General features: G+C 69.6%; 9 protein-coding genes. 7 read left to right on the forward strand and 2 right to left on the reverse strand.

Features of this window, described 5'->3' with window-relative positions; all coding sequences use genetic code 11:
• From ACFQO7_RS01980 to ACFQO7_RS02010, 7 genes are all read left to right on the forward strand, one after another.
• On the forward strand, nucleotides 1–1529 hold a 1529-nt coding region (locus tag ACFQO7_RS01980; RefSeq protein WP_376804715.1), incomplete at its 5' end, for a non-reducing end alpha-L-arabinofuranosidase family hydrolase.
• Nucleotides 1530–2125: 596 nt separating this feature from the next.
• Nucleotides 2126–5242 (forward strand): glycosyl hydrolase family 95 catalytic domain-containing protein, encoded by a 3117-nt coding sequence (locus ACFQO7_RS01985; RefSeq protein WP_376804716.1) that lies wholly within the window; start codon nucleotides 2126–2128, stop codon nucleotides 5240–5242.
• A 378-nt stretch (nucleotides 5243–5620) separates the two neighbouring features.
• On the forward strand, nucleotides 5621–6997 hold the full coding sequence (locus tag ACFQO7_RS01990) for an extracellular catalytic domain type 1 short-chain-length polyhydroxyalkanoate depolymerase (RefSeq protein ID WP_376804717.1): 1377 nt from the start codon (nucleotides 5621–5623) through the stop codon (nucleotides 6995–6997).
• A 370-nt stretch (nucleotides 6998–7367) separates the two neighbouring features.
• Nucleotides 7368–8177, forward strand: coding sequence for an SDR family oxidoreductase (locus tag ACFQO7_RS01995; RefSeq protein ID WP_376804718.1), 810 nt, complete (start codon nucleotides 7368–7370; stop codon nucleotides 8175–8177).
• A 196-nt stretch (nucleotides 8178–8373) separates the two neighbouring features.
• Nucleotides 8374–8883: a SigE family RNA polymerase sigma factor gene (locus tag ACFQO7_RS02000; protein WP_376804719.1), complete on the forward strand. Its 510-nt coding sequence runs from the start codon at nucleotides 8374–8376 to the stop codon at nucleotides 8881–8883.
• Between the two features lie 2 nt (nucleotides 8884–8885).
• Nucleotides 8886–9938: a hypothetical protein gene (locus tag ACFQO7_RS02005; protein WP_376804720.1), complete on the forward strand. Its 1053-nt coding sequence runs from the start codon at nucleotides 8886–8888 to the stop codon at nucleotides 9936–9938.
• Between the two features lie 265 nt (nucleotides 9939–10203).
• Complete coding sequence (locus tag ACFQO7_RS02010) at nucleotides 10204–11817, forward strand: pectate lyase family protein (RefSeq protein ID WP_376804721.1); 1614 nt, start codon at nucleotides 10204–10206, stop codon at nucleotides 11815–11817.
• Between the two features lie 57 nt (nucleotides 11818–11874).
• Here ACFQO7_RS02010 and ACFQO7_RS02015 read toward each other — a convergent pair whose 3' ends face one another.
• Together ACFQO7_RS02015 and ACFQO7_RS02020 are read right to left on the reverse strand one after the other, a co-directional pair.
• Nucleotides 11875–13167, reverse strand: coding sequence for a cytochrome P450 (locus ACFQO7_RS02015; RefSeq protein ID WP_376804722.1), 1293 nt, complete (start codon nucleotides 13165–13167; stop codon nucleotides 11875–11877).
• Nucleotides 13168–13375: 208 nt separating this feature from the next.
• Nucleotides 13376–14836 carry a condensation domain-containing protein gene (locus ACFQO7_RS02020; RefSeq protein ID WP_376804723.1) on the reverse strand — a complete coding sequence of 487 codons (1461 nt, stop codon included), beginning with the start codon at nucleotides 14834–14836 and terminating at the stop codon, nucleotides 13376–13378.
• Nucleotides 14837–14876: the final 40 nt, after the last annotated feature.

The raw sequence follows: 14876 nt of genomic DNA on the forward strand, positions 1-14876 counted from the left end.
TGAACGTGCCGCGCTGCATCGGCATCACCGTGTGGGGCGTGCGCGACAGCGACTCCTGGCGCTCCGGCGAGAGCCCGCTGCTGTTCGACGGCAACGGGAACAAGAAGTCCGCCTACACCTCGGTGCTCAACGCCCTCAACGCCGTCAGCCCGACCACGCCGCCGAGTTCGAGCCCGCCGCCCGGCGGCGCCGGCACGATCGTCGGGGTGCAGTCGGGCCGGTGCGTCGACGTGCCCAACGCGACGCAGACCAACGGCACCCGGGTGCAGCTCTACGACTGCAACGGCCAGACCCAGCAGCGGTGGACGTACACCGCAGGCAAGGCGCTGAACGTCTACGGCAACAAGTGCCTCGACGCGAACGGGCAGGGCACCGCCAACGGCACCGCCGTGATCATCTGGGACTGCAACGGGCAGACCAACCAGCAGTGGAACGTCAACTCCAACGGCACCATCAGCGGCGTGCAGTCCGGCCGCTGCCTGGACGTGTGGGGCACCGGCAACGGCCAGCAGATCCAGCTGTACGACTGCCACGGCCAGACCAACCAGCAGTGGCGGACCCAGTTCGGCAGCTCCCCGTCGCCGTCGCCGTCGACGCCCCCGTCGTCGCCGCCCCCGGGGGGCTGCTCACTTCCCTCGACCTACCGGTGGACCTCGACCGGCGCGCTGACCAACCCGCAGAACGGGTGGGTCTCGCTCAAGGACTTCACCAACGTCGTCTACAACGGCAAGCACCTGGTCTACGGGTCGTACGTCAACAGCGGAGGTTCGTACAGCTCGATGAACTTCGGTCTGTTCACGAACTGGTCCGACATGGCCTCGGCCAGCCAGAACGGCATGAGCCAGGGCACGGTCGCGCCGACGCTGCTGTACTTCGCCCCGAAGAACATCTGGGTGCTGGCATACCAGTGGGGCCCGACCTCGTTCAGCTACAAGACGTCGAACGACCCGACCAACGCCAACGGCTGGTCCTCGGCGCAAACGCTGTCCACCGCCAGCCTGCCCGACGCCCCGTACGGCGTGATCGACCAGACCCTCATCGGCGACGACCAGAACATGTACCTGTTCTTCGCCGGGGACAACGGCAAGATCTACCGGTCCAGCATGCCGATCGGGAACTTCCCCGGCAGCTTCGGCTCGAACTACACCACGATCATGACCGACTCGACCAACAACCTGTTCGAGGGCGTCGAGGTCTACAAGGTCGCGGGCCAGAACCAGTACCTGATGATCGTCGAAGCGATCGGAAGCCAGGGACGCTACTTCCGCTCCTTCACATCCAGCAGCCTGAACGGCTCCTGGACCCCCCAGGCCGCCACCGAGAGCAACCCCTTCGCCGGCAAGGCCAACAGCGGGGCGACCTGGACCAACGACATCAGCCACGGTGACCTGGTCCGCAACAACCCCGACCAGACCAAGACCATCGACCCGTGCAACCTGCAGTTCCTCTACCAGGGCAAGAACCCCAGCGCGGGAGGCGACTACAACCTGCTGCCGTGGCGGCCGGGCGTGCTGACCCTGCAGCGCTAGGCACAGACCGATCCTGCTCGCTGACCCACCGGGCGCGTGTCCGGCGCCGACCGGCGCCGGACACGCCCGTCTCGGCCGGGCGGATCAGGATCGCGGACCCTGTGCGGGGCGAGGATGCGGGTGCCGACGAAGCACGCCTGGCCGTTGTTCATGAATCCGGCGGTCACCGAGGTGGCGATGTCGGCGCCGTCCCGGGTTGCGCGTCTGGACCCGCGTGCATCTCGGCGGAAACGGGATCGACATCAGTCGTTGACATGTGACGTGTGATGTCGTTAGCGTTGCACAGTCCCACGCACATGCGGTCCGGGGCAGAGGGCCGCGCTTCAGGGCTGAAGCGGCATGGTGATCTGCTGCCATCATCCGTGACGGCAGCGGCCGACCGATCCGCAGCGGAAGCTCACATCAACGGCACCACCACCGGATGCCAGGCCCGGTTCTGCCTCGACGCGGTAGGTGCCGCACCTGCCGACGGCACCCGGATCCATCCCGGGAGCTGCCGCAGCGGTACCAACCAGAAACGGACCATCCCCCACTGATCAGACGTGTCGAGGCCGTCGCCCGGATGACCCGGCATGCCGCTCCTGCTTGGAGGACACATGACAGACGTATCACGAAGGCGGGTACTCGGCGCCGCGGTCGCCGGAGCAGGGTCGGTGTTGGCGCCGGGGGCGTGGACCGCGGCTGCCTCGGCCGGCGCGACAGCTCCGGCACAGGTGCTCGCGGCCAACGACCTTGCCCTCTGGTACGACGAAAGTGCCGGGACCGAATGGCTGCGCGCGCTTCCCATCGGCAACGGGCGCCTGGGCTGCATGGTGTACGGCAACACCGACACGGAACGGTTGCAGCTCAACGAGGACACGGTGTGGGCCGGCGGCCCGCACGACTACAGCAACACGCAGGGCGCGGGTGCGCTGGCGGAGATCCGGCGCCTGGTCTTCGCCAACCAGTGGAGCCAGGCCCAGAGCATGATCGACCAGAACATGCTCGGCCGGCCGGCCGGCCAGCTGGCGTACCAGACGATCGGCAACCTGAATCTGGTGTTTCCCTCGGGCACGCCGTCGCAGTACAACCGGACCCTGGACCTGACCACCGCCACCACCACGGTCTCCTACGTGCAGAACGGCGTGCGGTATCAGCGTGAGGTGTTCGCCAGCGCGCCGGACCAGGTCATCGCCGTTCGCCTGACGGCGGACCGGGCGGGGGCGATCTCGTTCACGGCCTCGTACTCCAGCCCGCAGCGCGTCACGATGTCCAGCCCGGACAGCACGACGATCGCCGTGGACGGCCGGTCGGGGGATCAACGAGGCATCGCCGGCTCGGTGCGGTTCGTCGCGCTGGCGAAGGCGATCACCACGGGAGGCAGCACCAGCAGCTCGGGCGGCACCCTGCGCGTGACCAACGCCGACAGTGTGACGCTGCTGATCTCCATCGGGTCCAGTTACGTCAACTACAACAACGTCAACGGCGACTACCTGGGTATCGCCCGCGCGCGCCTGAACGCGGCCCAGGGCACGGCCTACGACACTCTGCGCAGCCGGCACGTGGCCGACTACCAGGCTCTGTTCGGGCGGGTGACGCTCGATCTCGGCCGTACGTCGGCGGCCGACCAGACCACCGACGTCCGGATCGCCCAGCACAGCTCGGTCAGCGACCCTCAGTTCTCCGCACTTCTCTTCCAGTACGGCCGATACCTGCTGATCTCGTCCTCGCGACCAGGCACCCAGCCGGCCAACCTGCAGGGCATCTGGAACGACTCGTTGAGCCCGGCGTGGGAGTCGAAGTACACCCTCAACGCCAACCTGCCGATGAACTACTGGCACGCCGACACCACCAACCTCGCGGAGTGCTTCGAGCCGGTGTTCCGGATGGTCAACGACCTCACGGTCACCGGCGCCCGGGTCGCACAGGTGGAGTACGGCGCCGGAGGCTGGGTGACGCACCACAACACCGACGCGTGGCGGGGCGCATCGGTGGTGGACTTTGCGGCGGCCGGCATGTGGCAGACCGGCGGCGCCTGGCTGGCCACGATGATCTGGGATCACTACCTGTTCACCGGCGACACCACCTTCCTGCAGCAGAACTACCCGGCGATGAAGGGCGCCGCGCAGTTCTTCCTGGACAGCCTGGTTCAGGAGCCGGCTCTCGGATTCCTGGTCACCAACCCGTCGAACTCGCCCGAACTGAACCATCACTCCGGCGTCAGCGTGTGCGCCGGTCCCACCATGGACAACCAGATCCTGCGCGACCTGTTCAACGGGGTGGCCCAGGCCAGCCAGGTGCTCGGCGTGGACAGCGACTTCCGGACCAGGGTGCTGGCCACCAGGGACCGGCTGCCCACGACGCGGGTCGGCTCCCGCGGCAACATCATGGAGTGGCTGTACGACTGGGTGGAGACCGAGCCGAACCACCGGCACGTCTCCCACCTGTACGGCCTGCACCCCAGTAACCAGATCACCAAGCGCGGCACGCCGACTCTCTACAACGCGGCGCGGCGGACCCTCGAGCTTCGCGGCGACGACGGAACCGGATGGTCGCTCGCCTGGAAAATCAACTTCTGGGCGCGGCTGGAAGAAGGCGCCCGCGCGCACAACCTCATCCGCCTGCTCGTGCGCACCGACCGGCTGGCGCCGAACATGTTCGACCTGCACCCCCCGTTCCAGATCGACGGCAACTTCGGCGCCACCTCCGGCATCGCCGAGATGCTGCTGCAGAGCCACAACAGCGAACTGCACGTGCTGCCGGCGCTTCCGTCGGCGTGGCCCGGCGGCAAGGTGACCGGTCTGCGCGGCCGGGGCGGGTACACCGTCGACGCGACGTGGAGCGCAGGCCAGGCCGACGAGATCGTCGTCAAAGCCGACCGCGCCGGCACCGTCAGGGTGCGCAGCCGCGCGCTCGCCGGAACCGTTCAAGTCGTCGACTCCAGCGGAAACGTCGTCACGCCGACCAGACCGGAGTCCGACGTCCTGGTCTTCTCCGCGCAGGCCGGACGCACCTACCGGGTGACGGTCACCCAGAAGGCCGTGGACGGGGCGACCGTGTACGCCGACGCGAACTACGCCGGGGCAAGCGCGGCGCTCGGGCCGGGCGACTACTCGGCGGCGGCGCTGCAGTCGCGCGGCATCGGCCTGCGGGTCATCTCCTCGGTTCGGGTCTCCGCGGGATACCAGGTCGTCGGCTACGCCAACGACGGCTTCACAGGCACCAGCTGGACGATTCCGGCCGACAATGCCGACCTGCGCAACACCGGCAACAACGACGCCATCGCGTCGCTGAAGGTGACGGCCGGCAGCCCGATCCCGACCGGGTATGTGCGGATCGCCAACGGCACGACCGGTCTGGTCCTCGACAGCGGCGGCAATGTCGCATCGGGATCGAATGTGAAGCAGTGGAACTGGGACGGGTCGAACAACCTGCAGTGGCAGTTCGTCGATCTGGGCGGCGGGTGGTACCGGATGGTCAACCGTACGAACGGGATGGTCGCGGACAGCTGGGGCAACACCGCCAACGGGGCCCCGTGCCGGCAATCGGCGTGGAATGGCGGGGTCAACCAGCAGTGGCGGCTCAACGCGATGGGTAACGGCCGCTTCCAGATCATCAACCGCGGCACGAGCACAGCGCTGGACGGCGCGGGCAACACGACGGCCGGATCGACCTGCGTCATGTGGACGCCGAACACCAACACCAACAACCAGTGGAGCATCGTGGCAGTCTGACTCCAGCGAACGTGAGATTCTCGGGGCCGTCGCGTCGACTGCCCCGACAATCTCCGTCGGTCGCAAGCCGTCTGCCGACCATAGCCGGCTAGTCATATGATGTGTGCGGCGCAGCTTTAGCGCACAAAGTTTCTTTCGTGATCACGGGCGAGTACCCGGGCCGAGCGTCGTCCACGCAGCCGCAGGGTGAAGGAACACCGGGCCACCCCCGGTCGCGCCACCGGCCACAACACCGTGGCTCGGTTGACCCGTGCCGGCACATCGACCGACCGCCTCCCCGTACAGGGGTACCGCGGCCCGGCCGTGCCGTCGGAACGCTCCAGTCCTACGCCGCCCCCGCGGTGCCGCCTCGGCTCGCCAAGATTAGGAGATCCCACCGTGACGACAGTCCACACACGAACCAAGCGAATGCTCGCCGCGGCGGTGGCCGGCGTGTTGATCACGCTGGGTGTCGTCGCCGTGGCCGCCCAGCCAGCCGCAGCAGCGACGTTGACGCAAGTGGTGAACTTCGGCAACAACCCCACCAACCTCAATATGTACGTGTACGCGCCCGACACGACGGCATCGCGCCCGGCGCTGCTCGTCCTGGTCCACTACTGCGGCGGATCGGCATCGGCGATAGTCGGCGGCAACGGCCGTGACTACGTGACCGCGGCCGACAGGTACGGCTACGTCATCGTCCTGCCGGAGGCGACCCGTTCCGGACGCTGCTTCGACGTCTCCACGTCGCAGGCGTTGCGCCGAGACGGCGGCGGCGACTCCACCGGCATCATGTCGATGGTCGGCTGGGCCCGCACCAGATACAACGTCGATCCGGCCCGGATCGTGGTGAGCGGCTTCTCATCCGGGGCGATGATGACCAACGTCCTGGCCGCCGAATACCCCGACGTCTTCGCGGCCGGCTCGGCGTTTTCCGGCGTGCCCGCCGGATGCTTCGCCACCAGCGACGGCTCCCTGTGGAACAGCCAGTGCTCCAGCGGCAACGTCGGCAAGACACCGCAGCAGTGGGCAGACGTCGCCCGAGCGATGTACCCGGGCTACACCGGCCGCTACCCGCGCATGCAGCTGTGGCACGGCACCACGGACACCACGCTGGCCTACCCCAACTTCAACGAGGAAGTCGAACAGTGGACCACCTTGAACGGCCTGGGCCAGACGCCGTCATACACCGACAGCCCGCAGCCGACCTGGACCCGGTCCCGCTACGGCAGCACCGGCACGCAGGCCACTGTCGAGGCAGTGAGCATCTCCGGCACCGGACACACCCTTCCCCAGGCCGGAATGCTCGCCTACTCGATCTCCTTCCTCGGCCTGGACGGCGGCGCCCCACCCACCAGCCCGCCTCCCAGCAGCCCGCCGCCGAGCCGCTCCAACGTGATGATCGTCGGGACCGGCTCCGGCCGGTGTGTCGACGCGCCCAACGGCGCCACGGCCAACGGAACCCAGATGCAGCTGTGGGACTGCTGGGGAGGCACCCCCCAGCGTTGGACGTACACCTCCGGCAAGCAACTGACCGTCGCGGGCAAATGCCTGGACGCCTCCGGCCGCGGCACCGCCAATGGCACCGCCGTGATCATCTGGGACTGCAGCGGTCAGACCAACCAGCAGTGGAACCTCAACGCCAACGGCACCATCACCGGCGTCCAGTCGGGGCTCTGCGTCGACGCGGCAGGCGCAGCGACCGCCAACGGCGCCAAGATCCAGCTATGGAGCTGCCACGGCGGCACCAACCAGCAGTGGACCATGCGTAACTGAGTCGCGATGACGCTGGGCCGGCCCCTCGACCACACCGGCCCGGTGACATCCACTCGGGGGCAGCAAGCCCGCCGTGCGGATCGACCCGACCCGCACGGCGGCTGTCGTTCCGGTGTCCCGTCACGGGCCCCATGCGTGGTGGTTCCGGCCAGGCCAAGGCCCGCTGTTCCTCTTGGGCGTCTTCACGGAGCCACCGCAGTTCGGTGGGTTCCTTCTTCAGTTCGGCCGGCGCGAATGGCCCGCTGCTCGGCCCCGGCCGGCGGTGTCGTCAGGAGCAGGAGCGAACGCCGGTCTCCCGTCGGTCAGGGACGCGAAAAGAGCCGCAGTATTAGGAACGAAGTGTTCCTAATGTGCCGCTAGCGTTCTGCGTATGAGAATTCTGATCGCCGGATCGACCGGCACCGTGGGCCGTCAGATCGTCGCGCAGCTTGTCGAGCAGGGACACTCGGTGCGGGCGTTGACTCGCAACCCCGCCGCCACGCTGCCCGGAGCGCAGATGGTCGTCGGCGACCTGACCGATACGGCCGGCCTCGGCGCAGCGCTGGAGGGCGTCGAAGCCGTGCATCTGATCACCTTCGACGGTGGTGGCTACGAGCCGCTGCAGACCGGCGCGGACATCGTCGAGCTGGCCGAGCGAGCCGGGGTGAAGCGGGTGACCGTGCTCGGCGGCAACGCCGACAACGGCGTCGAGAAGGCGGTCCGTGGCAGCAGCCTGGCCTGGACGGTCGTGCAGCCGGTGGAGTTCATGGCCAATGCGCTGAAGTGGGCACCCGCCGTCCGCGACGGCGTGGTCAGCGAGCCGTTCATCGGTCGCCGCAGCGCGATGGTGCACGAGGCCGACATCGCCGCGGTCGCGGCCGCGGCGCTGACCCAGGACGGCCACGGCGGTCAGGTCTACACGGTCACCGGCCCCGACGTGCTGACCGTGGCGGACAAGGTCGAGCTGCTCGGCAAGGCGATCGGGCGGGAGATCCGGCTGGAGGAGCTGACCGAGGCGCAGGCTCGCGACAAGTGGGCCGGCGAGGGTCTCGCCCCGCACATCATCGACTTCTTGATCTGGGCATACGGCAACACCCCGGAGGTGGGATACACCGTCGTGCCCACCGTGCAGGACGTGACGGGCAAACCGGCGCGCACGTTCGCCCAGTGGTGTCGGGAGAACGCGCAGGCGTTCGCCTGACGTGCCGAGCAAGCCGGGACACGGACATCTCCGCGTCCCGGTGTAGGCGTTCAGGCGATTCGGTGGGCGTGGATCTCGTCCGGCCGCCCGTCGCCGAGGCAGACGGGGGAGTCGCGGATCCTGGCAGAGGCGCCGTGAGCGCAGCGCGCCGCACGCGTGACAACCAACTCTGCCTCTGCGGTGTCCTGGGTTCGTGATGAGATGGGCGGCGCCCGAACAGTTCGCCGAATTCGTGCGCAACAGGCATGCGGCGCTGCTGCGATACGCGTACCTGCTATGCGGCGATCCGCACCTCGCGCAGGACCTGGTGCAGGACGGGCTGGAACGCACCGGAATGGCCTGGCGGCGCATCGAACGGCAGGGCGACCCAGAAGGATACGTGCGTCGGATCATCACCAACCGCTACCTCAACCGCGTCCGGTCGCTGCGCCGTGAACGCCTCGTCAGCGACGCCCCCGACACCAGCGTGACTGACGCCGAGCCCTCCGACGGATCGCTGATGCGACTGCTGTCCTGTCTGCCGCGCCAGCAACGGGCGGTGATGGTCATGCGCTACTACCTGGACTACTCCGAAGCGCAGATCGCCGAGGCGCTCGGCTGCTCGGCAGGAACGGTCAAGAGCACCGCGTCGCGGGCGATCGCCCGGCTGCGCCGCGACCTCACCGACGATCCTCACCAGCAACTGACCAGCGAAGGTGCCCTGTGACCATGGACCCGCAGACGATCGAGGACGACCTCCGCGCCGCGATGCACGCCGGACCGCACCCCGTGCCCGGCTGGCCCGACCCGGTGGCAAGGGTCGAGCACGGCATCACCCGCCGCAGGCGCAACAGGTCGGTCGCGGCTGTCGCCGCGGCGGTACTGCTGACCGGTGTGGCCTTTACCGGAACTCTCCGGTCCACGACCCCGCCACCGACCACCCTCGCCACGGTCGACGCCACCGAGCAGGCAGCGGAGCCGCTGATCGAGCGTCGCTCCCCCCGCCCCGACCGGCAGCCGTGCCGCTTGGACCGGGTCGAGTCGCTGGAGTGGATCGTCCAGTCCGCGCCCTGGGGACCGTCGACCGGGTTCGCGCTGCGGCCCAACAACAGCGAGCGCTGCACCCTGTCCGGCACACCGCAACTGTCCGGCACGAACGTCGCGACCGGAATGTCCGAACCGATCACCGCCGTGAGCGTCGGCCCGCTCGACGATCGCATCACCCGCCAGTTTCCGGCCACCGTCGATCCCGGCGAGCCCGCCCGCATCCACATCCGCGCGGCCACCACCTGTCCGGAAGGGCAGAACCCCCGGTCATACCGCGCTCTCGTCCTCACCGTCGGCACCAGGCAGCTGAAGTTGCCTGAGTTCCGGGTTCTGACCGATGTGTGCGGCGCGGACGTGAGCCCATGGTTCGTCGAGCCGCCTCTGGACTACGCGCCCCTGAACGCCACCGTCCAGGCACCGACGACTCTGCGTGCCGGACAGGACTTCACCTACACGGTGCGGATCGACAACGCCTTTCCCCGCGACTACGAGTTGCGTTCCTGCCCGGTCTACCGGCTCGGCCTCGCCGCCGAGGCGACCGATACCTGGCGGCGCATCACGTGTGCCCCCACCAGTATCGCGGCGCACGGCAGCATGCGGTTCACTCTGCGTGGCCGGGTTCCGCCGGACACCCCACCCGGCCGGCACAAGCTGACCTGGCTGGCTGCACTGAGCGATGGTGAAGCGATCATCGCCGATATGGCGACCGATGGGGCCGTCGTCGTGATCACTTGACGGCCTGCCGGCCACCTCGGTGGCGGCACGCGACCGGTGGCTACCGGAAAGCGCTTGCCATAGAATCGTCCCCATCCTGCGAACGGAGGGACAACGACCCACGCCGCAAAGTTGGCAATAGCTATCCAATGAGGGCCGGCCGACAGTCGGCTATGGGCGTTTTGCCTCATTCAATGCAACAAAGCTGCAAATCAAGGCCATTGACTGACATATATGTACCTTCCTATGTTGGCGGAAAGCGCATTCCAACACAGGGAGGTCCACAGTGCAGGAAGCGCACGTCCCCCTCCGGCGCAGCAGGCGCGCCCGCAGCGCCCTGGCCGCCGCCGTCAGCGTCACCGTCACGGCGCTGGTCCTGACCGTCGGCGCGGCCGCCAACGCGGCCACGCTGCTGTCCGACGACTTCAACGACGGCAACGCCACCGGCTGGAGCACCTCGGGCGGCAGCTGGTCGGTGTCGTCCGGCGCCTACTCCCAGTCGAGCACCGGCGCCAGCGCCAAGGCCCTGTCCGGCTCGACGTCCTGGTCCACCGCCACGGTCTCGGCCAAGGTCCGCGCCAACACGTTCAGCAACTCGGCCTCGCGCGGCATCGGCGTCGCCGCCCGGGTGCAGAGCACGTCGAACTTCTACGCCCTCGTGCTCACCTCCACCGCGGTCCAGATCCGCAAGGGCAGCACCACCACGCTGGCCTCCGCACCGTTCTCCGCGGCGACCGGCACCTGGTACACCCTCTCGCTGAGCGCGACCGGCAGCTCGCTGGTCGGCTCGGTCAACGGCACCCAGGTGGTGTCGGTCTCGGACGGCTCCTACGCCACCGGCCGCGCCGGCCTGCTGGCCAACTACACGGCCGGTTCGTTCGACGACGTGCTGGCGACCGACGCGGCCGGCCCGAGCCCGTCGACGCCGCCGACCACGCCCGCCTCGCCACCGGCGTCACCGTCGGCGCCGCCCTCGCCGAGCACCAGCCCGCCGCCGCCCCCGGGCGGGATCGTCGGCTGGGCCACGCAGGCCGGCGGCACCACCGGCGGCGCGGGCGGGACCACCGTCACCGTGAGCACCTGGGCCGACCTGCGGACCCAGGCCCAGGCCGCCGGCACCAGGACGATCCTGGTCAACGGCATGCTCAGCGGCTCGGGCACCATCGAGGTCACCGCGAACAAGACCATCCAGGGCGTCGGCGCGAACTCCGGCATCTCCGGGACCACCCTCAACATCGAGGACATGCACCCGGCCAACGTGATCATCCAGAACCTGAACATCCGCGGGGTGCCCGGCGGCGACGCGATCCAGATCGAGAACGCCACCCACATCTGGATCGACCACAACACGATGTCCAGCACCATCGAGAGCGACGTCGACTTCTACGACGGCATGGTCGACATCACGCACGCCGGCGACTACATCACGGTGTCGTGGAACATCCTGCGCAACCACTGGAAGAACTCGCTGGTCGGGCACTCCGACGGCAACTCCGGTGAGGACGTCGGCCACCTGCGGATCACGTACCACCACAACTGGTTCGACCGGACCTTCGAGCGCAACCCGCGGGTGCGCTTCGGCGAGACGGTCCACGTCTACAACAACTACTACTCCAACATCGACAACAACACCTCGTCGTACGGCATCGCCTCGACGATGAACGCCGGGGTGCTCGTCGAGGGCAACGTGTTCGAGAACGTGGTGCAGGCGTGCTGGTCGGCCAGCGGCTACGCCGACTCCGACCCGGGCCGCCTGGTGGCCCGCGACAACCTGCTCACCGCGTCCGGCCCGTGCGAGACCAACGGCTCCGTCGCTGCGGTCCCGTACGCCTACACCGCCCAGAGCTCCGCCACCGTCAAGTCCTCCGTCACCGCCGGCGCAGGCGCGGGCAAGCTCTGACCTGAGGAAAGGAAGGGCACCTTCACAACGCATAGCGTTGTGGAGGTGCCCTTCCTTTCATGCCATGGGGCAGCGGCCGGTGGGGGCCAGGCGGGCGCAGAGGTCCGCGGGGGCGAGGCGGCCGAGGAATCTGGGGGCGGCCGAGGCAGCGTTGGACGACTCGACGGTGTACGCCTGGGCCAGCCGGGAGGTGGTCAGGGTGAGCTGCCGCATCGCCAGGGCCGAGCCGACGCAGACCCGGGGTCCGGCTCCGAACGGCAGGTAGGCCATGCGGGGCGCGGGGCGTCCGGTCAGCCAGCGGCCCGGGTCGAACTCGTCCGGGCGTTCCCACCAGCGCGGATCGCGGTGGATCAGGTGCGGGTTCAGCAGCACCTCGTCGCCCGGGTTCAGCGACCAGCCGGCGAGGTGTGTGTGAGTGCGCGCGGTGCGTGTCATCAGCCACACCGGCGGATACAGCCGCAGCACCTCCTTGACCACCGCCTCGGCCAGCGGCAGCCGGGCCGCGGGCAGGGCGTCGCCCGCCTCGGCGCGCAGGTCGGCGACCAGTTCGGGGCGCAGCGCCAGCTCGCGCACGATGGACACGATCGCGGCCGCCGGGATGCCGTGCCCGCCCATGAGGATGCCGCGCAGCGTGGCCATCACCGTGCCGTCGGGCATCGCCGGGTCGGCGTCGAGCAGGAAGTCCAGCAGGTCGCGCGGCGTCTCCGGGCGGATGTCGCCGCGCCGCCGCCGGACCAGGTCGGTCAGCGTCCGCACGGTGTGCCGGTGCACCCGGAAGAAGCGGCGGTGACGGGGCAGCGGCAGCCAGGCCGGGAACTGGTACGACGACGCGGTGAACGGCTCGGTGATGTCGAGGTTGTCGGCCAGCAGCTCGGGCAGGCCCGCCGCGTCGCGGCCGAAGCAGTAGTCGGCGACGGCGTACGCGGTGAACGCGCGGGCCAGCGGGAGGACGTCGACTTCGTGCGTGGTGGCGGGCCGGGCGAGCTCGTCGAGGATCTCCACGGTGCGGGCGTCGGCGGCCGCGGCGGCGGTGTGGTTGAGTCCGGGCCACACCGTGCGGCGCGCGGACATCCAGGCCCCGGCCTCGGCGGCGGCGTGACCCAGGTCAGGCTGGGCGTCGAACGGCGCGAGCTCGGTGAGGAAGTCGGTGTTGGTGCGGGCGAGCACGTCGTGGGCGACCGCGGGATCGGTCACGAAGACCGTGCGCTCGTCGAACGCGAACACGTCGCCGAACTCGGCGTGGGTGCGGCGCAGGAAACCGATGCGGTCGTCGTCGTACGCGGGCGTGTTGCCCATCAGCCAGTGCCCGCGCGGCCCCGGCGGCCGGGTGCGCTGCTCGGCCCGTGCCATCGCGTTCTCCCTACGGTCGCAGGTCCCCGGATCGAGGTCCTGCGACCGGGTTTTCGGGGCGGGGTCGGCCTACTCGGGGTAGTTGTAGAACCAGTACGGGTACCGGCCGCTGACCTGTGACCTGCCCATCAGGCGAGCGGCGACGTGGCGGAGCGCACGCACCATGACAACCTCCTATATAGAGAGGCGTATATTGCCGAGCATCGTTTCACGCGGCGCGGGCGGGCGCAACGGGCTCGGCGAGCCGAGGTTCGGACCATGGCCAGGCGAGCACGCCGAGCGCCGCGTCGACCAGCAGCCGCTCGACGTCGCGCAGGAACCGCTCGGCCACGTCCGGCGGCAGGTATGCCGTGTCGCCGGTGACGGCCAGGCCCATGCCGCCGGGCGCGTCGATCACCTCCACCCGGATCAGCCAGGTGAACGTGTCCAGCCCTTCGGCGACCGCGAAGCCGCTGCGCGCCAGGGCGGCTCGCAGCGCGGCCTCGTCGAGGTCCTCGCCGGGCGCGTCGGCCTCGGGCGCGAGGCGGATGTCGTTGAAGTAGCAGTGCTTGTTGACCCCTGTGGCGTACGGCAGCCCGGCCTGCTCGTGCGCCGCCGCCATGCGCTCGGGGTCGTAGTAGGCGTGCCGGTAGGCCTCTACCGCCGCATGCCAGACCCGGGGCAGCGCGGCGTTGAACGACGGCCGGTCGGCGAGGTCGATGACCAGCAGGCCGAGCTGATTGAGCTTCGAGATCGCCTCCCGGTACTCGTCGGCGGACCGGTTGTTGACCATCGTGTAGATCCCGCAGGTGTCCTGGCCGGACCAGGCCGCGATGACCCCGGCGACCGCGGTCAGCAGCACCGTCGAGCTGGACACCCGCTCGCGCCGTGCCACGGCCCGCGCGGCCGTGTCGGCGGCCTGCGAGGTCAGCACGCAGCGCTGGAACCGGGGCGAGCGTGCCGGCCCGACGGCGGGCAGGGTGTCGGCGGGCAGCCGGTGGTGGCTGTCGAGCCAGTAGCGCACGGCCCGCTCGCAGCGCCGCCGCAGGCGCTCGCCGTCCTCCAGCCGGGCGATGTCGGCCGACTGCGCGGGCGGGGCCGCGGGCACCTCGCCGCGTACCAGCAGCAGGCGCAGGTCCCGCAGGACGAGTTCGGCGGCCCGGAAGTCGACGGTCGTGTGGCTCAGCACGACGACGATCTGGCGCACCTGCCCGTCGGCGACCAGCAGTGCGAACCGCTGGGGCCACTCCCGGTCGTGCTCGAACGGCGTGGCCGCCAGCTCGGTGGCGACCTGCTGGGCGAGCGCCGCGCCGCCGTCGCCCGGCGGTTCTTCGAGCGGGATCACCAGCACCGGCTGCTCGCCCTGCTCGGCCACGACCTGGCGCAGCTGCCCGCCGACCTCCTGCACGCGGGTGCGCAGCGAGCTGTGCCGGGAGACGAGCGCGCCCACCGCCCGTAGCGCCGTCGGCACGTCGAGCGCGGTCCGGCGCGGGGCGGCGACGACTCGGCGCAGGCTGAACATGGCGTGGGCGGCGCCGTGGCGGCGGATGGCGATCCACAGCGCGCGCTGGCCCCACGTGAGTGGCGCGCCCGGATCGGCCGGGCCGGCGAAGGGGGCGGACGTCTGCGTGGCGTGCGCGATCGTGGTGGCCGGTGCCGCGGTGTCGGTGGAGTGGCCGTGGGCGGACATCACGACAGCGTAGGACGTCGATGACGGAAAGCGCTTTCCT

The sequence above is a fragment of the Catellatospora aurea genome (genome assembly GCF_042663325.1).
GTDB classification, from domain to species: domain Bacteria; phylum Actinomycetota; class Actinomycetes; order Mycobacteriales; family Micromonosporaceae; genus Catellatospora; species Catellatospora aurea.

What these genes read in the sequence shown, in the direction of transcription:
- ACFQO7_RS01985 (WP_376804716.1), top strand. Translation starts at nt 2,126, where the DNA reads ATGACAGACGTATCACGAAGGCGGGTACTCGGCGCCGCGGTCGCCGGA.
- ACFQO7_RS01995 (WP_376804718.1), top strand. Translation starts at nt 7,368, where the DNA reads ATGAGAATTCTGATCGCCGGATCGACCGGCACCGTGGGCCGTCAGATC.
- ACFQO7_RS02000 (WP_376804719.1), top strand. Translation starts at nt 8,374, where the DNA reads ATGAGATGGGCGGCGCCCGAACAGTTCGCCGAATTCGTGCGCAACAGG.
- ACFQO7_RS02005 (WP_376804720.1), top strand. Translation starts at nt 8,886, where the DNA reads ATGGACCCGCAGACGATCGAGGACGACCTCCGCGCCGCGATGCACGCC.
- ACFQO7_RS02015 (WP_376804722.1), bottom strand. Translation starts at nt 13,167, where the DNA reads ATGGCACGGGCCGAGCAGCGCACCCGGCCGCCGGGGCCGCGCGGGCAC.
- ACFQO7_RS02020 (WP_376804723.1), bottom strand. Translation starts at nt 14,836, where the DNA reads ATGTCCGCCCACGGCCACTCCACCGACACCGCGGCACCGGCCACCACG.